General features: G+C 44.0%; 22 protein-coding genes and 1 pseudogene. 7 read left to right on the top strand and 16 right to left on the bottom strand.

The annotated features are described in order from the left end of the window. Positions 1–130: 130 nt before the first annotated feature. Positions 131–847 (bottom strand): NAD-dependent deacylase, encoded by a 717-nt coding sequence (locus AB1L08_RS17385; RefSeq protein ID WP_413065932.1) that lies wholly within the window; start codon positions 845–847, stop codon positions 131–133. A 58-nt stretch (positions 848–905) separates the two neighbouring features. Between AB1L08_RS17385 and AB1L08_RS17390 the strand changes: the two genes are divergently transcribed. Next, positions 906–1115 carry a hypothetical protein gene (locus AB1L08_RS17390; protein WP_413065911.1) on the top strand — a complete coding sequence of 70 codons (210 nt, stop codon included), beginning with the start codon at positions 906–908 and terminating at the stop codon, positions 1113–1115. 110 nt (positions 1116–1225) lie between these two features. Here the strand turns inward: AB1L08_RS17390 and AB1L08_RS17395 are convergent, their stop codons facing one another. The 5 genes and pseudogenes from AB1L08_RS17395 to AB1L08_RS17415 all read right to left on the bottom strand — a co-directional run bounded on the left by AB1L08_RS17395 (position 1226) and on the right by AB1L08_RS17415 (position 7147). Further along, a complete protein-coding gene (locus tag AB1L08_RS17395) occupies positions 1226–2053 on the bottom strand; it encodes a creatininase family protein (RefSeq protein WP_413065912.1) in 828 nt (275 codons plus the stop codon). A 22-nt stretch (positions 2054–2075) separates the two neighbouring features. Beyond that, complete coding sequence (locus AB1L08_RS17400; protein ID WP_413065913.1) at positions 2076–3356, bottom strand: MFS transporter; 1281 nt, start codon at positions 3354–3356, stop codon at positions 2076–2078. 400 nt (positions 3357–3756) lie between these two features. After that, the gene (locus tag AB1L08_RS17405) at positions 3757–4242 is read right to left on the bottom strand and encodes a PCYCGC motif-containing (lipo)protein (protein ID WP_413065914.1); all 486 of its coding nucleotides are present in this window, start codon (positions 4240–4242) and stop codon (positions 3757–3759) included. 545 nt (positions 4243–4787) lie between these two features. After that, a complete protein-coding gene (aguA, locus tag AB1L08_RS17410) occupies positions 4788–5888 on the bottom strand; it encodes an agmatine deiminase (protein ID WP_413065915.1) in 1101 nt (366 codons plus the stop codon). A gap of 42 nt (positions 5889–5930) precedes the next feature. Beyond that, positions 5931–7147 (bottom strand): annotated as a pseudogene (locus tag AB1L08_RS17415) (APC family permease). A gap of 572 nt (positions 7148–7719) precedes the next feature. On the opposite strand from AB1L08_RS17415, the gene AB1L08_RS17420 reads away from it, so the two are divergent. Next, on the top strand, positions 7720–8004 hold the full coding sequence (locus tag AB1L08_RS17420; protein WP_413065916.1) for a hypothetical protein: 285 nt from the start codon (positions 7720–7722) through the stop codon (positions 8002–8004). A 33-nt stretch (positions 8005–8037) separates the two neighbouring features. Beyond that, on the top strand, positions 8038–8535 hold the full coding sequence (locus AB1L08_RS17425) for a GNAT family N-acetyltransferase (protein WP_413065917.1): 498 nt from the start codon (positions 8038–8040) through the stop codon (positions 8533–8535). 99 nt (positions 8536–8634) lie between these two features. On the opposite strand, the gene AB1L08_RS17430 is transcribed toward AB1L08_RS17425, so the two are convergent. From AB1L08_RS17430 to AB1L08_RS17450, 5 genes are all read right to left on the bottom strand, one after another. After that, positions 8635–9549 carry a diacylglycerol kinase gene (locus tag AB1L08_RS17430; protein WP_413065918.1) on the bottom strand — a complete coding sequence of 305 codons (915 nt, stop codon included), beginning with the start codon at positions 9547–9549 and terminating at the stop codon, positions 8635–8637. Positions 9550–9663: 114 nt separating this feature from the next. Next, positions 9664–10560 (bottom strand): LiaI-LiaF-like domain-containing protein, encoded by an 897-nt coding sequence (locus AB1L08_RS17435; protein WP_413065919.1) that lies wholly within the window; start codon positions 10558–10560, stop codon positions 9664–9666. Continuing rightward, a complete protein-coding gene (locus AB1L08_RS17440; RefSeq protein WP_413065920.1) occupies positions 10557–11645 on the bottom strand; it encodes a hypothetical protein in 1089 nt (362 codons plus the stop codon). The genes AB1L08_RS17435 and AB1L08_RS17440 overlap by 4 nt, the downstream gene beginning before the upstream one ends. Beyond that, positions 11638–12099, bottom strand: a complete 462-nt coding sequence (locus AB1L08_RS17445; protein ID WP_413065921.1) for an anti-sigma factor family protein — start codon at positions 12097–12099, stop codon at positions 11638–11640. Before AB1L08_RS17445 ends, AB1L08_RS17440 begins: the two co-directional genes overlap by 8 nt. After that, a complete protein-coding gene (locus tag AB1L08_RS17450; protein WP_413065922.1) occupies positions 12096–12638 on the bottom strand; it encodes an RNA polymerase sigma factor in 543 nt (180 codons plus the stop codon). The genes AB1L08_RS17445 and AB1L08_RS17450 overlap by 4 nt, the downstream gene beginning before the upstream one ends. Positions 12639–12764: 126 nt before the next feature. Here AB1L08_RS17450 and AB1L08_RS17455 point away from each other — a divergent pair, with 126 nt between their 5' ends. Beyond that, complete coding sequence (locus AB1L08_RS17455) at positions 12765–13142, top strand: hypothetical protein (protein ID WP_413065923.1); 378 nt, start codon at positions 12765–12767, stop codon at positions 13140–13142. Next, on the top strand, positions 13117–13386 hold the full coding sequence (locus AB1L08_RS17460) for a hypothetical protein (protein ID WP_413065924.1): 270 nt from the start codon (positions 13117–13119) through the stop codon (positions 13384–13386). The genes AB1L08_RS17455 and AB1L08_RS17460 overlap by 26 nt, the downstream gene beginning before the upstream one ends. A gap of 43 nt (positions 13387–13429) precedes the next feature. On the opposite strand, the gene AB1L08_RS17465 is transcribed toward AB1L08_RS17460, so the two are convergent. The 3 genes from AB1L08_RS17465 to AB1L08_RS17475 form a co-directional block, all read right to left on the bottom strand. Further along, positions 13430–13612, bottom strand: coding sequence for a hypothetical protein (locus AB1L08_RS17465; protein ID WP_413065925.1), 183 nt, complete (start codon positions 13610–13612; stop codon positions 13430–13432). 104 nt (positions 13613–13716) lie between these two features. Beyond that, complete coding sequence (locus tag AB1L08_RS17470) at positions 13717–14244, bottom strand: MFS transporter (protein ID WP_413065926.1); 528 nt, start codon at positions 14242–14244, stop codon at positions 13717–13719. After that, the gene (locus AB1L08_RS17475) at positions 14241–15701 is read right to left on the bottom strand and encodes an FAD-binding protein (RefSeq protein WP_413065927.1); all 1461 of its coding nucleotides are present in this window, start codon (positions 15699–15701) and stop codon (positions 14241–14243) included. Before AB1L08_RS17475 ends, AB1L08_RS17470 begins: the two co-directional genes overlap by 4 nt. A 401-nt stretch (positions 15702–16102) precedes the next feature. Between AB1L08_RS17475 and AB1L08_RS17480 the strand changes: the two genes are divergently transcribed. Both AB1L08_RS17480 and AB1L08_RS17485 read left to right on the top strand, forming a co-directional pair. Beyond that, a complete protein-coding gene (locus tag AB1L08_RS17480) occupies positions 16103–16792 on the top strand; it encodes an ABC transporter ATP-binding protein (RefSeq protein WP_413065928.1) in 690 nt (229 codons plus the stop codon). After that, a complete protein-coding gene (locus tag AB1L08_RS17485) occupies positions 16789–18129 on the top strand; it encodes an ABC transporter permease (RefSeq protein WP_413065929.1) in 1341 nt (446 codons plus the stop codon). Before AB1L08_RS17480 ends, AB1L08_RS17485 begins: the two co-directional genes overlap by 4 nt. Before the next feature lie 43 nt (positions 18130–18172). On the opposite strand, the gene AB1L08_RS17490 is transcribed toward AB1L08_RS17485, so the two are convergent. Further along, positions 18173–18976, bottom strand: a complete 804-nt coding sequence (locus tag AB1L08_RS17490) for an arylamine N-acetyltransferase (protein ID WP_413065930.1) — start codon at positions 18974–18976, stop codon at positions 18173–18175. A 281-nt stretch (positions 18977–19257) separates the two neighbouring features. Continuing rightward, on the bottom strand, positions 19258–21117 hold a 1860-nt coding region (locus AB1L08_RS17495; protein WP_413065931.1), incomplete at its 5' end, for an SH3 domain-containing protein.

Consider the following 21117-nt stretch of genomic DNA (forward strand, 5'->3'; position numbering starts at 1 on the left):
GTTGGGGGAAAATTTTTTTATGCCTTCGTTCTAGCCCTTGGACTGTTTGGATTTACGAGACATCGCAATTAGCTTAACATAAAATAACAATCCACAGAGAAATCCATTTTCCCTGCGGATTTTTAATGGCTTACTCTTTCAGCTGCTTATCCAATTCCTTTAACAGCGACCCGATTTTCCGGTTATGGATGGTCAAGTCGGCATATATGTCCAGTTCCGTCGGTTCCATGTTTACAATCGCCAGATAGGCGCCGTTTTGTTTTGCGATCAGCGGAAACTGATTAGCGGGTGAAACGCTGAGGGAAGAACCAAGAACGATAAACAGCTCTGCTTTCTCACTTTCTTCCGCTGCCTGAAAAAGCGCCTCCTCCGGTAGCATTTCTCCGAACAAGACAACGGATGGGCGCAGTTTACCGCCGCACACGCATTCATATTTTTCGTTCACGTACGTTTCATTCCCGTACTCTCTTCCGCACGTTTGGCAATGAACTTTTTGCAGGGTGCCATGCAATTCTGCGACGCTTTTGCTTCCGGCTTCCGTATGGAAGCCATCCACATTTTGTGTAATGATGCTTTGAATAATACCGGCCTCTTCCCACTTGGCCAATATTTCATGGCCGATGTGAGGTTTGCAGTCTTTTAAACCTAGCACGCGGTACCGGTAAAATTCGAAAAACTTTTCCACATTGCGATTCAGTGCATCTGTGCTGGCAATCCGGCTCGGGTCTTCCTTTTGCCAAAGACCTCCGCTTTGGGAGCGGAAATCCGGGAGGCCGCTCTCCGTCGACATGCCTGCACCTGTCAGTACAACGGTATAATTGGATTCTTTTAATTTCTCCAGCAGCAACACCTGTTAAGCACTCCTTTCACTTCTTACTTCAGTATAGCATGGAAAATGAAAGGGTATGAGCTGGCCAGAAATCTATGGTAGAACGCTTGATGAATTTTTTCATTTGAACGAAGAAAGAGCCGAATATATGGAGTTTTCCGACGTCGTGATTTTTATGACGCCGTCGCCGTCTACCGTGCTTCAGCGGATATCAAGCTGGTTACATGCCCGATTATTTCATTATTTGGAAGGAAAAGGATGTGGAGCTTCAAGGCGAACATCTTGAAGGGAAACATATCATGCGAAACGAGAAAGACATTTACTTGGCCCCGGTATAGCCTGTTTGATTCACCGGGGCGCTTTACAAAAAAATTGATCAAGACACCGTAAGTCCGATCACACAGGATACTGAATATCTTCCCGGATCGTTACTGGGTAGTTTTCTAATTCGGATAAAAAGTCTGCGAATCTGTCGACCAAAGATTCATGGAGACGCTTGCCGATTTCTGGGGTTCCCCAAGGAGGGTTTCCCATCGCTCCTGTTGGTGCGCTGTTCTTTAACTCTTCGGATGTGGTAGCTGTCCATACCCGGTCATCGGGACGAAACGGATCGACGACATGCCAAGGGAGTTTAGGTTGACTGCCGCTTTCAGCTCTTTTCACATGATGCTCCCTGACTAAGTCAGGAAAAAGATAACGCATGTGCGCCGTCTCCAAACCTTCTGCATGGGAGAGACCAAGACTTTCCGCATCGTTGAGTAGTGAGGCATGAATGTTTTGTCCGAGAAATACAGGGTCGACGATGCCCACATAAGCTCCTGTCTGATGCCTCATACGTGTGGTTGCAACTTGAAGCGGCGGTAAGTTGGCGATGCGATGGCCATTGACGAATACGATCCGTTTAAAACCGTGATAGATGAAACTCAAAATGACATCTTCTCCAAGTTTTGTTAGTGTCTCGGAGCCAAGAGTGACCGTTCCGGTAAAACCCATATGTTGCGGAGCCCATCCGTACCAGAGGGGTGCAGCGACGAGCGTTCCAGTCTTTTTCGCCGCGTCTTCAGCCAACCGCTGTGCGACTAAGGCGTCGACACCTAGTGGCAAGTGTTTACCATGTTGTTCAACGCTTCCGATTGGGATTAAGATGGTGCTCTTCTCCGATAAATAGTCCGAAACGTCTTCCCAAGTATACTGCCAAAGCCATACTTTGTCTTGCATATCCATACAAATGACCTCCTCCAGTTTATCAATCCAGGTTCTTTCCAGTATGGTCCTTCAAAAAATGTAATGCAACAATCGAAATGATTGCGGCAGCAATGAGGTACAAACTTACAGCAGCCGATGTATTAAACGATTGCAACAAACGTATTGCAATCATCGGTGCCAAGCCACCTCCAATAATACCTGTAAGTTGGAAGGTAACGGAAGCCCCGGTGTAGCGAATTCGCGACGGAAAGCTTTCCGCAATAATGGCAGAAATAGTTGCAAACATTGAACTCCAGATCACTAGCGATAAGATTATGGATAGAAAAATTAAGAAGACATTCTTCGTATTTAGTAAGGCAAAATACGGAAAAGCCCATAAAATAACGGCGATAATGCCATAGCGGTAGATTTTATTACGGCCGATTCGGTCGGATAAATAGCCAAATAACGGAACAGCAGCACCGGCGAAAAGCGCACCTATCAGTGTCGCATTAATGAACACGCTATCATCCAATTCTAAATAAGATGTGCCATAACTGACAACAAACGTAATAAAAATGTAAAAAGCGATATCACTAACGACTCTCGCCAGCATTCCTGAGACGACTTCTTTCGGAAACTTTGCAAACACTTCGATAACCGGTAATTTTGGAATGTCTTTTTTCTCAAGCACTTCTTTAAAATACGGAGTTTCCATTACATTGAGCCTGATGAAGAGGCCGAGAAGAACCAAGATTAAACTCAGTCCAAATACTACGCGCCAGCCCCAGATTTCAAAACCATCTCCGCTTATAGCAATTAAGAGCGATGTCACTGCGGATGAAAGAACTAAGCCGAACGGCGCCCCCATTTGCGGCAAGCTAGCCATCAACCCACGTTTATTTGTTTCGCCCCATTCCATAGCCAACAATACGGCGCCACCCCATTCACCTCCGATGGAGAAACCTTGAATGACCCGTAAAGTTACGAGGATAATTGGAGCCAAGATGCCAATCTGATCATATGACGGCACAAATCCTATGGCAAATGTACTGAACCCCATTAACAAAATTGTGATCACTAACGTTGTTTTACGTCCAATTCTATCGCCGAAATGACCAAAGAAAATCGCTCCTAATGGCCGGGCGACAAACCCGACAAAAAACGTCGCAAAAGAGAGCATTAACGATACAAAGGGATCATCGGATGGGAAAAAGAGCTTTGGAAAAACCAGAGCGGCCATCGTTCCGTAAATAAAAAAATCATACCATTCGACCGTCGTACCAATCACACTGGACAAGCCAGCAAGCCGTGTCTGTTTAGGATCTAACTGGTATTTCACTTGAACATCCCCCCACTGTCTCTTTTTCCAAAATTACATTGTTTTACATAGCAAATTTTGTCGAATGATCAACCAATGGGAAACATGGCTGACAAACCGATTTACAACACACTGTAAATCATTCTCCCTAACCATTAATAAGTGCTTTAAACCTGTTGAACACGTATTCTTCTACGTGACCTGATACAACTTTTTTACACCGCACAGGCACTTAGGAATCAAATAATTTGGGTTGCTTGGTGACCATAAGCGGCGGTTTGTACCAAAAGCGAACACCAATACAAATAAATGGTGTCCGCCACCCTCTTGCAACAACGCCGGGGACGAATAAAAATTTTCGCTGCCGTTATCGGGTTCCTCAAAATTGAAAAAAGTTTCCTTTTAAGGGTTTCGGAACGAACTATACTTCCTCCGTCGGCGTAGGTTCTGCATACCCTTTTTCATATTGTTGGTCGATTTCCGATCGAATTTCCTTTACAGTTTTTCCATTCTGTAAATCCGTGATGGCTTTGGCGGCGATTTCCAGGCAAACAATGCATTTCGTACCATGGTCATCCCATATAATTTCTCCATTTTCCTTGTTTTCATGCACAAAGCAATCATAGTTGTCTTTATGGCCAACAGAATCTCCGCAACCACAATAACATGGTATTTTTTCCAGCAAGTCGCGATTTTGGGCAGCAGCTTGATAAACGATTTGCATGTCTTCCGGCTTTTCTTTTAAAAATTCTGGCAACACGTCAGCCCCGCTTGTTTCCTCACGAATGTCCGCTGCAGCAGTTTGTTGATTCTCATTCGAATGATCGTGTGACTTTTCTTCCGACTGTGAACAAGCTGCCAGCAATAGATTACATAGTAAAATTCCACTGATGATGATTTTTTTCATGAAAGATTTCCTTTCTTTTCAAAATCTCCATTATATTCTACTGTTGTTAACACCATTCTAAAATGGCTCCCGATTGATGAATGCTGTACATAAGAAGCTACTTTTTATTCCTATTAAAGAGAACAGGTTCTCCATAAAAGAATACCGCGCAGCAAGCTACTGTTATCGCTACGGTTGAGGTGGTTGATGGATATTGTGTGATAGCAACAGTTAGAGCTGCAAAACATACTATACCATGAAAGAATAACCGAACTTTTTTTACTTTCATCATCCCCCCTCTGGCCCTTATCAGCCATTTTGCCTTATTAGGGAAAAAACCGATTTTTTCTATAAAAAATATTTGATTTAGGTCTCATTTTAATCCTGTAAATCATTCCTCTCAACTTATTTTAGCATAATCGAAAACATTACACACTTTCCCCTCCAACTTGCTTCCTTACCAAGTTAAAATATAAAAAAAGAAGAGATCGATCTCACCTTGATCTCTCTTCTTACCCATTCAACAAAATATTTATTTCCTATTTGATTCTGTCATCATCACACTCTTACGGCCTCGGCTGCACCAGCGTCATGCAATGGATATTGCCGCCGCTTAAAGACCACTCTCTTGTCGGAAGGCCGATCACTTTTCGATCCGGCATCAATTCTTGGAGTTTTTGGACAGCTTCTTGATCGCGCGGATCGCCAAATTGGGGAACCAAAAATCCGCCATTCACGAAATATCCGTTTATATAAGTCACTGCCAATGGCTGATTGGGTTCGCGGGGCGCCGCATCGGCCACAATATCAAAGCCTTTGTTTTCTTCCTCTGTTATATGGATGACTTCCGGTATATGGATTTTGTGAATCTCAAACTTTCTCCCTTTTGCATCCGTTTCTTTGCTTAAGATATCATAGGCTTCTTTGAATACCGGATATTGCGGGTGATTGACATCATCCACCCATGAAAGAGCGATGACGCCGGGCTTGATGAAAAAGCAAATATCATCGACATGCCCGTCCGTTTCATCATACAGCATCCCTCTTTTTAGCCAAATCACCTTGTCCAGGCCAAGATATTCCTTGCAATTTCTCTCCACTTCCTCTTTGGACATATCGCCGTTCCGATTTGGATTCAGGTTGCACTGCTCCGTCAAAATAATCGTGCCTTCCCCGTCCACCTGGGTGGCCCCGCCTTCAAGAATAAAGTGTTTGGCATCATAAGAATCTATGTTATCAAGTTCAAACAGTTTTTGGGCAAATTGCTGGTCCAAATCCCAGGGAAAATAGAGGCCTCCATCCAATCCCCCATACGCATTGAAGCCAAACTGTACTCCTCTCATTTCACCTTTATCGTTGATGACGTAAAAAGCTCCCTTGTCCTGAGCCCATGATTCGTTCGTCGACATTTCCACAACCCGGACTTTTTCCGACAATCTTGCCCTGGCATTTTCATATTGGTCCGCGGAACAGATGACCGTCATTTCTTCATATTCCGCAATCGTATTGGCAACGATGACGGCCACTTCCTGGGCAGGTTTGCCCCCATTTCTGAAAGCAAATCCCTTTTCCGGCCAAATAATGATTGACCCCTTATGCGGCTCGAATTCTCCCGGAATTCTGAATCCGTCTTTTTTTGGTGTACTGTTTTTTATTGTTCTTGCCATATTGATTCTCCTTTTTTCAAATGATGTGATTTTTTTAAAGTTTCATTGATCATGATCGCTAAGTTCCGGCGGGCTCACTTTAAAAAACTTCGTCAAATACAAAATATAAACAAAACCGACCGCCGCCCAAATAGCCCCAAGTATCATGGCACTTTTCTCAAGGTTGAACCACAAGTATACGTTAAATGCCAAGCCTGCCCCTGGTATGATAATGGAAGTGATAAACGATTTGACGGACCGATTTTTTTCCCGCCTAAAGAAATAGACGATGACAGACAAGTTGACAAATGTGAAGGCGACAAAAGCGCCAAAATTAATCAGCTGGGTGATACCACAGGCAAGGACGGCAACAACATAACCTGAAATAAAGATTGAGTGAAACAAAGCTCCGCCGATATACTTCGCAATTTCCGGTGAAGCGCCTTCGACATCTCCGAAAACGGATACATCCGGAAATAAAGATTGCATGAAATAGGTTACCGTAACAAAGAAGGCCCCTGCACTCAAGGCAATGATAAAGATCGCCCTGGGGATATTCTTCTTGGGCTCAACAGTCTCCTCTGCCAGTGTCGTGACGGCATCAAAACCAAGAAAGGATAAAGCCAGAATGGATGAACCTGCAAAAACTGCTGAAAATGACAATTCCTCGGAATAAAAGGGATTCAGTGAAAATGTATTTCCGGTGTCACCGTACATGATCATTCTAATAGTCAAAATGACAAAGATGATGGTGACCAACACCTGAAGAATAACCAATAGGTAGTTAAAGATGACCGCCAGTTTGACCCCCAAAAGGTTAAGTGCCGTTGTAATGGCAATGGTCAAAAATATCCATATCCACGAAGGGACACTTGGAAAGGCTGATGAAAGATATATACTGGCCAGCAACGCATTGATCATCGGGAGAAAAAGATAATCCAGCATGGCGGACCATCCGACAAGAAAACCCAAATGCGCATTCATCGTTTTCCTTTATACGTATAAACCGAGCCGGCCGACGGATATTTTTTTACCATTCTTCCGTAACTGTACGCTGTAAATAAAATGGCAATGATAATCAATAAATATGCTGCCGGAACATGGCCGCTTGTAATATCGGAAATGATGCCGAATGTATCAAAAACCGCTAAAGGGGACATGTAAGCTAAACCAATGAAAACAACATGCCTTAATTTTAATGAACGCTTTAACTGTCCCTCACCATCATCAGTTCCCGGCACTAAACTGGCATTCAACTCTTTCGTCTCATTGACTTCCATCATTTCCCTCCTAAACTCTTCTTTTGTTATTCCAACAAACAAATAAAACTATTACGGTTTCCAGGGTTTTCACAAAAAAATATAGGAAATTATGACTTTATCATCCACTTTTTAATCATGCGAAAACGGTTCACGGTAGTGCGCTAACAAATATGTGCATCTTTGAATAAAACATAATTCACTTTCAACTTCCATAAATACAAACCATTGCTGGATTTTCCAAAACTGCGATTAACTTCACCTCTTAAACGACAGTGCTAATTTCTGTCCTCCTTTCGTTTGCCAATCAATGTGTTTAAAATCTTCCTTTTTTCTATATACAAATTGTATGCCAAAACTTTTATATTTCCAAATTGACTCAATATACCCTATTTTGCAGCAAGAGAAGTCATGTAAATAAAAGCGTTCGCACCGGATTCGACGCGAAAATGATGCGCTAGTGAGTCACTCTGTTTATTCTGTTATCACTCTCATACAAATATCTGTTTAAAATCATGGCGGAGAACAGATAAAACTGCGAAATTTCGCGAATTATGGTAAAATAGAACTGGTGGTGAAATGGGGGAATAGAAATGTCCAGCGGCCTATGGGCAATGGTATTATCTTTTCTTATTGTGGGAGCTTTAACGATATGGGGGGTTAAACAGACTAAAAGAAATATCCAAAAAGGAAAAACATATGCGACGGGTTCGGTTTTATTTTTAGCCGGAGTGGCGTTGGGAATTGGATTTGTCATTTTCGCAAAACGCTTGACCAGTTTAGACTGGATTATTTCCTGGCTCATTTTGGCTACGGGGTGCATGGCTGCAGCTTCTATTGCACTTCTCATCGGGTTTTATTCCGAAAAAAAGTTATAAATAAAATTTTGATAGAAAGTAGGAATGACGCCTATGAACATCAGGCATATCCGCCTGGAAGACGCCGAGCAGTTTGCTCATCTACTAGTAAGCATCGATTCTTCCAACATGATGCTGTTTGATCCTGGCGAAAGAAAAACGAGCATAGACCAGGAAGAACAGCGCATTGAAAAAATTCTTCTGCAAAGCAATTCGACAATCATTGTAGCCGAAGAAGATGACAGACTGGTCGGTTATGTCATGATCCTCGGCGGGACAACAGCGAGGAACCAGCATTCTGCCCATATCGTGACCGGAGTTGTTGAGGAGCACCGTGGAAAGGGTGTTGCCGAAAGAATGTTGAAAGAGGCTTTCCGGTGGGCAAAAGAGGTTGGAGTGACCCGTCTTGGCCTTACGATGATAAAACATAATGAAAAGGCTTACAAATTATATAAAAAGCTGGGCTTTGAAGTTGAGGGCGAAAGGGTCCATTCCCTGATGGTCAACGGAAAGCCGGTTAACGAACTATATTTATATAAACTTTTATCATAAAGCAAGATTGCCATTTTCATAAAAAGCAGCTGCTTTCCCGCAACCTTTTGACTGTATTTTTACAGTGCGGCGAAAGAGCTGCTTTTTTAGATTTTCCATTTACTCCGCTTTGTCTTCAGGCCTGATGTCATCAATCGGAACGAATACTTCGAGATGCCTGTACAAATTGTGAAATTCGGCAGGCAAAAGCCCGCCATACTCCCCATCGATGTTTAATTGGGTTTTTTGTTTTGACTTTACTTTGATATGGTTTGCTTTTGAATAAATCAAATTGGGATCATTGAGATGTTCTCCCCGGAGTGCAAGTGTTGCGATCCTGATAAACTCGGCCAAATTGGTTTTTTTCAATATGAGCAATGTAAAAAGACCGTCATTAATGGAAGAGTCCGGCGCCAGTTTTTCGAAGCCGCCGACGGAATTCGTCAATGCGACCAGAAATAACATGATCTCCCCTTCAAACAGCTTCCCGTCATATTCGATGCTCACTTCTGTGGAACGAATCGATGGCAGCATTTCGATGCCTTTTAAGTAATAGGCAAGCTGTCCAAGAACCGTTTTCAATTTGGCGGGCACTTCATACGTCAGTTCGGTCAGCCTGCCGCCCCCGGCAATATTAATAAAGTAACTGTCATTCATCCTGCCGATGTCGATTGGTATTGTATGGCCTGCCGCTATGATATCAACAGCAGCATCAATATCCCGGGGTATGTGTAAAGCACGGGCAAAGTCATTCGTTGTTCCTGTAGGAATCACCCCCAGCTTCGGGCGGTAATCTTGCTCTGCAAGACCGTTGACCACTTCATTGATCGTTCCATCCCCGCCTGCACAGATGACGACATCATATTTTCTTTCGACAGCTGTGCGTGCAGCCTTTTTTGCATCGCCTGCTCCTGTTGTTGCGTGGCAAGAAGTTTCATAACCGGCCATTTCCAGTTTCTGAAGGACTTCGGCAATATGGCGTTTAAATATTTCACGCCCGGCTGTGGGATTATAAATAATTCGTGCTCTTTTCATGTACATCCATCCTTCATAAGCTAACAACCGAGAATTCCTGAAATGTATTATAAAAGGATTATTTCGGAATACCTATCCCAAACAATCATACCTTTTTTTTTCAAGAAAATCCACTTAGTGGACATCCACAGCGTCGGCTCTGGTGATGGTCAGCGTGTGTGACCCTTTTCCGATCGTCATGTCGGCCGAACGGGGCCCATATTCTTCCTCGTTTTTGTCTTCTTTAACGTTTTCCCACTCCCCTTGTCCGAGATCGTTGACGTTTTGGGCGGAAATCTTCACGTTTGCTGATTTATCTACTTCCACTTCAACAAGGCCCCCTCCTCCGATTGTCCAATCGTTTTCCATCTGTCGCGGCTTTACTTTGATCATATGGCCTCTTCCGTCCATTTCCAGTTTCATTTCTGCTGGCACGAGCAATGTCGCTTCTGCGGTCAAATGTCCGGAAAATCGGTGGTGCGGAAGCTCCTTCATGCTGATGTATAATGTGTCGCTCTTTTTTTCAATAAGGGCATAATCCGAAACTTCTTTTAAAAGTGAAGGTCCTTTTGCATTTTCTTCTTCATACGTGCCAAATAGGGAAACGTGTTTTTCCTGCGTCCCTTCAATGGTAAGCGGGTATGACCAAGAGTCAACAACAATCCGCTTCACCCCTTCCAGGGAGCGCTCTTCATATGCCGGAAGGTTCGCTGTCCTGACCTCTGCTTTCATGACTTGTTCCGCCACGCCCAATATACCCGTTGAATGGGCAAGCGCCATGACGATCCCTGCCGTTCCGATCAGGCCGATAAACACGATGCTGACAAAATCATATTGGACGACGGCATTTTCCTTTTTTGCCACCCTCAAATAAATAAGGATCTCAAGGCCTAAAACGATGAGCAGCATCGGCCACCAGGAAAGTAATGCATATGCGGGATCCCAGTTGAAAACCTGGGTTAATAAAAGGAATACACCCAGTAATAACAGGGCTGCCCCCATGGAAAATGATCCGACTCTCCACATTCTCATTTCGCATCCTCCTCTTTGGCTGTCCGGGTTGATTTTTTTCCCATCATCAATTTGATCCCGCCGCCGATCAGAATCAGGCAAATGACCGCTTGCTGAATATAGTTGTAAACAATATGGTAGACATCGATGTTGAACATTCTTTCCAGTGCAGGCCCGGCAGCGGGAATAAAAATGTTCGTTCCGAGGTAATACAGACCTAGAAAAATCAGGCCGATTCCCAGCCATTTCTGATGGTTCATCAAATAGGAAACGATTGGTTCATCCTCGACTTCTCCCGATTCGTATTGGGCAGCCTTTTGCATGCTGTCAAAAAAGCTGTAAAACCAAATAATCGGAATGATGAAAAGGAAAAGACCGAGCCTCAATGCATCCAGAATATAAATTGAGAATAAAAAGGCAGCCATCAGTTGGATTCCGCGTTTTTGCAGGCCAAGGTAAAGGTGCCCAGCTCCCGGCATGATCGAAAGCAGTGCGGCAACCGATTTGCTTTTTTTGCCGCCCGGCCTCCGCTTTTCCAAATCTTCCAAAAGAGAGCGGTCATCGATCGTTTCACCTTTTTGTTTCCGGTCAAGCAGTTGCATGACATCAAAAAATCCGTACACCCAAATGACCGGCAGCGCCCCTAGAAAAATGAGGAATTCACTGTAACCCGTCAACGCGGTGACAAACAGGACCATGACCGCAAGCCCGATAAAGGCCGCAAGCAGTGTCATTCCCCTGTAGACCAGCCCCAATTGAAAATGGCCGAGCCCGGGAACGAACGAGAGAACAATAGTAAAAAAACGTTCTGAATCTGGCGTCTTTTCAACCGCTTGCCCGTCGGCCGGCACTGCATTTTTTGGATTGTATAGCTTTGAGGCAGTGATCGTCGTGTCGATAAAATTGACGATATACATGAGCAGGCCCCCAAGGGCAAAGGCAGGGAAAAATTCGATGGCAGTCATCTCGTACGCCAATATAGACATGATTGGAATGCCGAACACGGCAGCTGTATAGAAAAGCCCGCGAAGTACTTTTCCGAGATACATGAGTCCCCCGCCCGGAAAGAAGGCGAGCAAAAAGGCAATGATGGGATTTTTATTCATCTTTATTTCCCTCCTCAAGGGTAGTTTCAATTTTATGCGTGATGGAATCAGTATTTTGCAGGAAGCTGTCCACGATGGAACGATCCTGGTTGGCGGCAGAGTTTTCAAAGGTACTGGCGATGTTCACCAATTGGGAGAATGCTCCGGTAGACATGAGCAAAACCGTCATGGCAGCTGCCAATCCGTAATGCCATAATGTCTGCTTTCTTATATTGCTGACCGTTTTTTGCCGCGGTTCTGCTTTCGTCTCATCTAGGCGTTGCATTACCGAGTCAGCAAAACCGGCCGCGGCCGAATCATCTAGAGGAGGATAATCCGCTTCCTCAACAGCTTTCATGTACAGCTCGAGGCAGTGATCGCAGCTGTATAGATGGTTTTCATATTGAACACGTAATTCTTCATCCATTTCGTCTTTTGTATATTGGAGCCATTGCTCGTAGGTCATGTGGTTCATGAAAAATCATCCTCCTTCCAGTGCTTTTTCATCCATTGCCTTGCCCTGTACAGCCTTACTTCGACCGTTTTTAATTTGACGTCCAATTCTGCAGCCAGCTCTTCATACGTCTTATCATCTATGTAAAAACCTTTAACGACCGTCCTGTAATGATCAGGCAGTTCATTTAATCTTTCATGGATAATCCGTTTCTTTTCGCGCTGGAGGACGAGCCTCTCAACACTTTCGCCAGGGGGAGCGTGGCTCGTTTCCTCATATTCCACGTTCATTTCTTCATGCCTTCTCGTTTTCTTTCTTTTAATGTCAATCGCATGATTGACCGCAATTCTTGTCACCCATGTTGTAAAACCTTGCTTCTCGTATTGGGGGAGAGAAGTATAGATTTTCAGAAACACTTCCTGTGCGGCGTCTTCAGCATCTTTTTCATTGCGCAAAACGCCGTATACGGTATGAAAGACCAGGTTCCGGTATTTTTCAACGATGATCCGGAACGCATGGTCATTTCCGCTCTTGATTTTTTCAATGAGCGCATCATCCAAACCTTCTCTCCCCCTTTCAAACGAACGTCACATATATAGACGCATCGTATCGGGCTTTCACTACAGTATTTTTTAAATTTTGTTCAGGTCTCGAATCATTTTACCATTATAGTGGAAATTACCGGGGTGGATGTTCCTTTTCAGAAAGAGCTAGATAACGGATTGGCCATCGGCATATCCAAAGACCAGGAAAAACCGTCCCGCTTTGACGGCTCGTCCGATCCAGATGAAGTGCCGAAGGGCAAAACAGTTCATGACATGCTTTTTCCCATCTCCAAGAAAAAAGGAGCGCTGGTTTCCATTCGCTACCATTTTTCCTTTGGGCAGGACGATGAAAACCGTTTGTGCTTTTACGAAATAGACGCCAAATTAGTCGGGAAAAACAAAGGCGGAAAAGATTTTACACACCCTTTTCACCTTTCGCACCATCCCGAAATGAATGACCATACCATTAAAGCGATCATACAGGAGAGAGCACATGAACAATCCGGAAAGTATCAATAAAATATTTTGGGGGCTTTTGCTCGTACTTACCGATGTTAATATTATGCGGTTTGATCTTTTGCCGGATGGGATCGGCTACCTGCCGGCAGCTTACGGATTAAGGAAATTGAAGGGATTGTCGGGCCATTTTTCAGAGGCAAATATTACTGCGTTTCTGCTTGCCGGGCTGTCTGTTCCTGCCATGTTTCTATCCCGGCTGTTTTCGCTGACCGGGCTATTCCCGGAAACATGTCTCTGTTTATGATCTTTTCGATGATTATCATGGGCCTTCTTCATTTGCTGCTCATTTATTGGCTGGTGCAAGGCATAATCGAATTGTCCGGCGTAACGGAACTGACTGCGTCAGCCCTACCCATTTCACCTTTTATATAGCCGGAACGTTTCTTCCTAATCGCCCTCCCGTTCACCTTAAATGTCGGATATACGGCAGGGGCAAACATGATCGCCGGCAGTCCGGTGCTAATGCTCATCATGGAACTTGCGATATGGTTTCTTGCAAGGAAGTTTCGGGAGGAATTTAACAAATTAAAGCAAAAAGAAAAATTTCACATGCCATAATCATGATAAATTCACTTTACTCTTTAATTTTTAAAATGAAAAAACCGCTTATCAATAGAATGAAAGAGCTGACGTAGAAAATGATGTCAAGCGTAAACAGATCGATGAGCAGGCCGCCGAGCATGACTGCAAGACTAGCAAAAATGGTTGTCCAAAAATGATAATTGCCGATGGCTGCTCCCCTGCCCGTTTGGCCTGTAAAATCCCCAAGCATGGCCTTTTCGCCCGTTTTTTGCATCGCTCCAGCAACACCAAGCAGGATTTGCAAAACATATACTTGCCAAACATGAGTGACAATCGGGAAAAACAGCAGCAGGATGGCCATCCCCCAGCTGTTGACAAGCAGCAGCCATTTTCTCCCTGTTCGATCGGATAATTTGCCGACGATCAAGTGCACAAAAGCGGAGCTCATCGTAAACAGCCCATAGGAAATCCCATATTGAAAAAAGCCGCCGCCGACTTCTTTAATGAAAATTAAATAGAAGGGAAACACAAGGCTGCTCCCAAGGACCGCCACGCTTTGTGAAAAAACAATCCACCTCATTGGCCGTATTCCTTATAAAATTCATTCATAAATCGTTCCTCCGGGTCATAGGCTTTTTTCTTTTCAAAAAATTCCCTTGCTTGCGGGTAAGCTTTTCGCATTTGCTCTTTCGTCGGATAATGGTAATAAGGCAAGTAGTAGGAACCGTCCAATTCGAGCGCCAGGTCAATGATTTCCCTCACGACTTTCCCCGTTTCATCAATTTCCTTTTGTGACATCCCCTGATTAATTAAAAATACGAGTGAAAACATATCCTCTTTTGGGGCATAGGACAAAAACGCTTCATCATTTTTCGGAACGTAGCGAACTGTAATATTAACAACATTTAATTCATTGTTATGAAGGATTTCTCGGAGCCGGTCAATAAACAAGGGAAAATCATCGGCCGGAACAAAATATTCCTGAAGGATATCCGTATCATTTTTTCCTTCATATTCAAGAAATTGGACTTCCGGGCGCATGACATTGTTGCGGGAAATATACTCTTCTTTTCCTTCTTTAAATGCATGCTTTTGCACAAACCAGACGAAATTTTTCCCCCAGTCGGAATGCCGCGAAAGCCCGAAGGCAAATTTGTTGCGGCGGACATATTTTTCATCCTGCAGTTCATTGTAATCTGCCAATGGCTTTCCCGTTTCGCGATAATAGTTTGTTACGTACATTTCCGTCAAAAAATGGTTTGGCGCAACGGATATTCTGGAATTATGCATCTCGATTTCGGGATTCGCCAATACTTTTTCTTTAAAATATGCCGGGTAATTCCGATAATCAATCCATTCATGGACGGACCGGTATAAAACATCATCGGTTAATTCAATATCCACATCCAGTATGACCCCGAACAGGCCATATCCGCCCTGTACAAGGCGAAACAGCTCTTTATTTTCGGTCCGGCTGACATTTACGATTTCTCCATCCGCATTCATGAGCCGAAAAGACCGGATGCTGTCAATGAGGGGGCCGAAACGGATATCCCGGCCGTGCACGTTGACGCTCATGGATCCTCCAATGGTAAAAATATTCGGCGCCTGCATCGTTTTGACCGACAATCCGTACGGATTGATCGCTTTCTGGACATCGGCCCATGTGGCGCCGCTTTGAACAGTAACAATTTTTTTATCCGGGTCAACCCGAACGACTTGATTATAGGCTGTCATGTCCAAAACAACCGCATCTTTATAATATGTATGCCCGCCTTGGCTATGCTGCTTTCCCGCAATGGAAACCTTTAAATTCTTCTCTTTTGCTTCCTGTAATATCTCTTTGATTTGCTCTTCTTCCCGCCCTTTAATCACTTCTTTTACTTGAATGGGAACAAGACGCCCCACATCGGTCATGAGCCGGGCGTCCTGATTTTTGTATTGGGCGGATATGGTGAATAAAAAAAGATAGCAGCCGATAAAGAGAACGACAAGGAGGACAGGCAATGATTTGCGCGAAATGATTTTTCTCCTCATGACAAAGGCCTCCTTTACCTTATCATAAGGCTTTTTTTCCGGGTTTACGAGCGTAAAATGGTTGTTTCCTAATCTTATTGGAGCTAAGGTGATCAAAATGGGCCAGTCCAGGATAATAACTTGATAGCTGTTCCACTGTTTTCGTACCTTCCCTTACTCCGGAATCGATTTCCTATCCCATTTTAAAGAAGCATGAAAAAATATGACTGCACCCTTTTTCCCGCGTTTAACTGACAGTAAGCCCCCTAAAAAAATTGATTTGGCGGGAAGAAAGGCCTGTAAAGCGTGTTATTTCAAAATGGTTCATTGCCTCGTCCGGGTAAAAATATTTATTTTTGTGTAGTATTTTTCCATCTTGAATCGTCTAATAAGTGAGACCAATTTTAAAGGACGGGATCCGGATGATTGAGGTAAAAAATGTAAGCCATGCTTTTCAGGTGGGAAGGAAAGGCGAGCGACAAAAAATACAAGTGCTGAATCATGTTTCTTTTTCAGTAAAAAAAGGCGAGATGGTTGCAATTATCGGAAGGAGCGGTTCAGGGAAGTCTACACTGCTGAATATCATTAGCGGCTTCCTGAAACCGAATCGGGGCGAGGTAAAGATCGGAGAAACGGTGGTTACAAATTTAAACGAAACAGAATTTGCCGAGTTCCGCCTGCATCATATCGGTTTTATTTTCCAACATTTCCAGTTAATCCCGAGCATGACTGCCTTTCAAAATGTGGAGCTGCCGCTCATTTTGAAAGGCATGCCGGAATTGGAGCGCAAAATGAAAGTGGACGAAACGTTGGAAAGGGTCGGTTTGCTTACATATAAGGATCACTATCCAAGCGAGTTATCGGGAGGCCAGCAGCAGCGTGTCAGTATCGCCCGGGCGCTTGTTGTCAATCCTCCCCTGATCCTTGCCGATGAACCGACGGGAAGCCTGGACAGTGAAACGGAAGATGACTTGCTTTTGTTTATAAAAGAACTGAATGAAGAATTTGGGATCACTTTTTTGATCATTACCCATGATGAAAAGGTGTCGAGGATGGGGAGCCGAATCATCGAAATGGCAGATGGTCAAATAAGGGAGGGCGTTTTTTCATGACTTTTAAAGATCAGTTCAGGTTTGTCAGGCAAAATATGAAAAAGAATAAGACGCGGCTGTTCATGACGATTTTGGCGACGGCGATTGGCTGTACGTTTTTGATCGTGCTGGCTTCTGTCGGCTTTGGACTTCATAAATCGATTATACAGGACTTGATGGAAAACCGGCTTGTAACCGAAATGGATGTTCACGGCAAGGAGGATGATGCCGGGAATGTGGACCGTATCAACGATCGCCACATTGAGTATTTCGAGGCGCTGGATGGCGTGAAGACCGTTACACGCAGACAAGTGCTGCAGCAGAATCCCACTTTTACCCTGGATGGGTATCAAATTTCAACAGAAACGGTTGCTGCTCATTTCCCTTCGGAGATAGAAGCCGGCTTTAAGCTTTCCAAGGGCAGACTTCCCGAAAAAAAGAACGAAATCGTTGTTGGCCATGCTTTTCCGGAAGAATTATCGCCTGAGGCAGAAAATGGAGTCGACCTGTACCAAGAGGACGGCACGCTAAAAGAGGAATTTGCCTATAAGGGAAATATCATTGGAAAAACAGTGGACATGGAAGTTATGAAAATTGTCGATGGGAAAGAGTCGACTACAACCATTCCCCTTAAGATTGTTGGAATAGCTGAAAAACCGGCGAAAGAGTGGCTGCAAATCTCTACCGTTTTTATATCTGAGTCCACTTTAAAGCAGGTGGAGGATTTTACCGGCACTCCCGGCGGATTCCCGGAACAAACAGAAAAGCCTGAAGCAGAAAGCTCGGAAAAGACATACGACGAAGTAAAAATCTATGCAAACAATGTCGAGGCTGTTTCGGGTATCCAGGAGAAACTGGATGCCGACAACTATTTAACCTACTCCATCGTCAGTGAAATGAAGCAAATGAATATGCTGTTTACCATTATGAAAATTGGATTGATCTTCGTCGGTACGATTGCGCTCCTTATTGCCTCGATCGGCATTTATAACACGATGTCCATGGCCGTTACGGAGCGTGCACCCGATATCGGGATCATGAAAGCCGTCGGCGCAACGCCAAAGACGATTAAAAACATTTTTTTGTTGGAAAGCAGTTATATTGGATTGATCGGGGCATTCATCGGAACCGTTGTTGCGTATGGGATCAGTTCCGTGGTCAATTTTTCATTGCCGCTTGTATTAAAACTAGTTTTTGATGATTCTCCGCCTGATGGCCTGCAGTTTTCGTATATACCTTTGTCGCTGACCATGATCAGTATCCTCATCTGCCTTGTCGTCACCATTTTTTCCGGCTGGAAGCCGGCGCAGCGGGCCACGCAGGTCGATGTGTTAAAGGCGATGCGCAGGGAAATATAGAAATATTATAGGTATAAATGAACAATTACCTTATGGCGGTTGTTCATTTGGAAAACAACCGGACGCCGCGTTCTTCCAAAAAGGACAAGGAAGCGGCCGCCGAGCTTCTTTCAATCTGGTAAACTTCCTGGATTAAATCCATCCATTTATCCGGATCGTGAAACCGGATTTCACTGATGTTCCGGAATGTCATGACCTTCATCGTTTCGTTGCGCAGAAAAAAGCATTGATGGCCGTTAAACCGGACGGCTGTAATTCTCCGCATTGTAACATTTTCATCCCGATCGTCGTACGATTCGTCAATATCGGGTCCTACCTCTCTTTCAGCGAGCGGTTCCCAATCAATTTGCTTTTTAACGAATGACTTACCGTTCGATCTGCGGTCAATTTCATACTTGCCGGAGCTGATTTTTGTAAAAATAATTTCTTCGCCGAAACCGTGCAGCACATGGCGGGGCTTCGCCTCCAATTCGACCGGTTTCATGATCGGAGAGCCATAGCCGACATCGACGTACAACCGTTTTCCGGCAATTTTTACCATAATCGCCAAATGGGATGGATACACCCTGACGAGTGAACAGTGAAAGCCAAGTTCTGTCAGAAGACGTGAAAAATTGATGTTGAGCGTGAAACATGTCCCGCCCCATCCTTTTTCCTCCAAGTTTTCAACAAACATGGGCAAAGAAGGGACAAGCTGGGGACCATGCCTATAGTAATGAAACTTGCTGAAAGTTTCATAGGGAACAATGGACAGATGGTGCTGAATGAGCCTTTGCAAGTAATTAATGGTAGGGGGCTCTTTGTTTAACCGTAATTGATTCAAATATTGCCCAACAACCGTTTCCATCCGTTTTCACCTCCCACCCATGTGCTTTTATTATACAATATTTTCATTATGTCGTTCAGATCCCGTAGGTTGGAGCTCATTTCGGTACTGGCCGATCGTTTTTGTGCTAATTCGGATCGTATTTTACTTTGATATCACTTATAAGGATACCACATTTTTATAAGCCTTCTTGAATATCATGGTTAAGTGTCCGTTTCGTTGCTCCTTTTAAGATAAATAAATAATGCCCCCCTTTAAGTTTCCGCCTACTTAAAGGAGAGCATATTGGATTTATTATTCCTTTAAGACTTTTTATACACCGGAATATCATAAATCAGTTTATATGAACCTACTAAGCTATACAAATTATGAATTTGATAAATTTGTTTGACAGCCCAGCCAATATCCGTTGCGTATTGGTGGCTGGCTATTTTATTTTGGGCAGCGGAAGCCGGGTTCCATTTCATTTTATACAGTGTGTTTTGTCCAGCATCGATATACCCTTTGGCGATGAACTGTGCTCCGCCAATGATGGCATCTTCAGGTGTAAACCAGCCCGCATTATAGGCAAATTGGGCACCTTTTGCCACCGCGTCTCCATCATATGCACCGATTCCATACATATTATAGACCGTTTTTCCGTTTACTTTGACACCATTTGCCAATCTGGAAGTCCCATTGCCTGTTTCTAACAAGGCATGTGAAATTAAATACATTTCGTTGACTCCGAACAATTCTCCCGCCTTGATGAAAGCATCCGCCTTTCCGCTTAATATGCCTTTTCCGGAAAGAACTTTTTGATTTACTTCCGCAGCCTGAATTTGCGCAGGTTTGGATAGATTGACAAATTGCAGTGATTTGACCGGATCATTGATAAAATTGCTGGGATTAATATAATATTTTACATCGTCCGGACTTGCATTTACCCAGGCTTTGTTAAATTCTACCTGATACCATGTACGGCCATCTGAACCTTTAACAGAAGAAATGATTTTTAAACGGGCACCATTTTGAACTTGTCCCACTGTCCAAAAATTGCTTCCGGCACCACCCCTTATGTTCCAATTGTTTCCTTGAACAATTCCCACGCCGGGGTTTGAACGGGAGTCCAACCTAAGGGCGTCTTCCCTTATATATGTATGATATTTTTTATCCGTCTGCGGTTTTGCAGCCATTTGGATGTTGACCATTTCATCGAGACTCAAATCATAATGAGTATAATTGACATCCTTGCTTGTATCGTTCGGGCCTTGCGGTGATTTTACGCCGGAAGATAAATACTGCACACTGACGTATCCAGTTTTGCCGTTCGCCGACACTTTTGCCCAGCCATTTTTCTCGTCAAGGACGTTGACTTTGTTCCCTTTAACCAGTTTTGTGACGATGGATGCTTGTAAAGAAGGCGCAGAACGCATATTTAGACTGGATCCCTCATTGACATTCACATATTTAACCTTTGAATCAGCATTTTCAACAGGTTTTGTTTCCGAAAGAAACTGTGATTGCACATATCCATCTGCTCCATAAGCATGAATTTTTGCCCATCCGTTTTCCTCAGATTTTACATGCACAGGAACGCCCGAGGCAATGTTTACGATTACGGAAGCTTTCGTTGAAGGCTTTGTGTACATGCTTATTCCAGACATCGATAAATGATTGACATATTTCGTTTTTAAGTCTGTTTCTTGCTTGGATTGGCTGCCTGCTGCTAAATATTGGCTGCTCACATACCCGGTTTTGCCGTTCGCTGTAATTTTCGACCACCCGTTTGACTCCGACAAAACGGTCACTTGCGTATCTTTGGATAATCTGCCGATGACCGCTCCACCTGTTGAAGGCGTACTTCTTAGATGAAGGGCCGACCCGGGATTCACTGAGACATATTTCGTCGCAGTTTTAACCGGTGAAGGCGGGCTCGGTTTGGCGGACGTTGATGAAGCCGGCTTGCCGGACAAATATTGACTGCTTACATAGCCCGTCTTGCCGCCCGCCGTGATTTTCGACCAGCCGTTTGATTCCGACAAAACGGTCACTTGCGTATCTTTGGATAATCTGCCGATGACCGCTCCACCTGTTGAAGGCGTACTTCTTAAATTAAGGGTTGAGCCGGGGTTCACAGACACATACTTCGTCGTTCCCTGAGCCGGTGATGAAGCATCCGG

This window comes from Siminovitchia jepli, from assembly GCF_047228825.1.
Taxonomy (GTDB): domain Bacteria; phylum Bacillota; class Bacilli; order Bacillales; family Bacillaceae_C; genus Siminovitchia.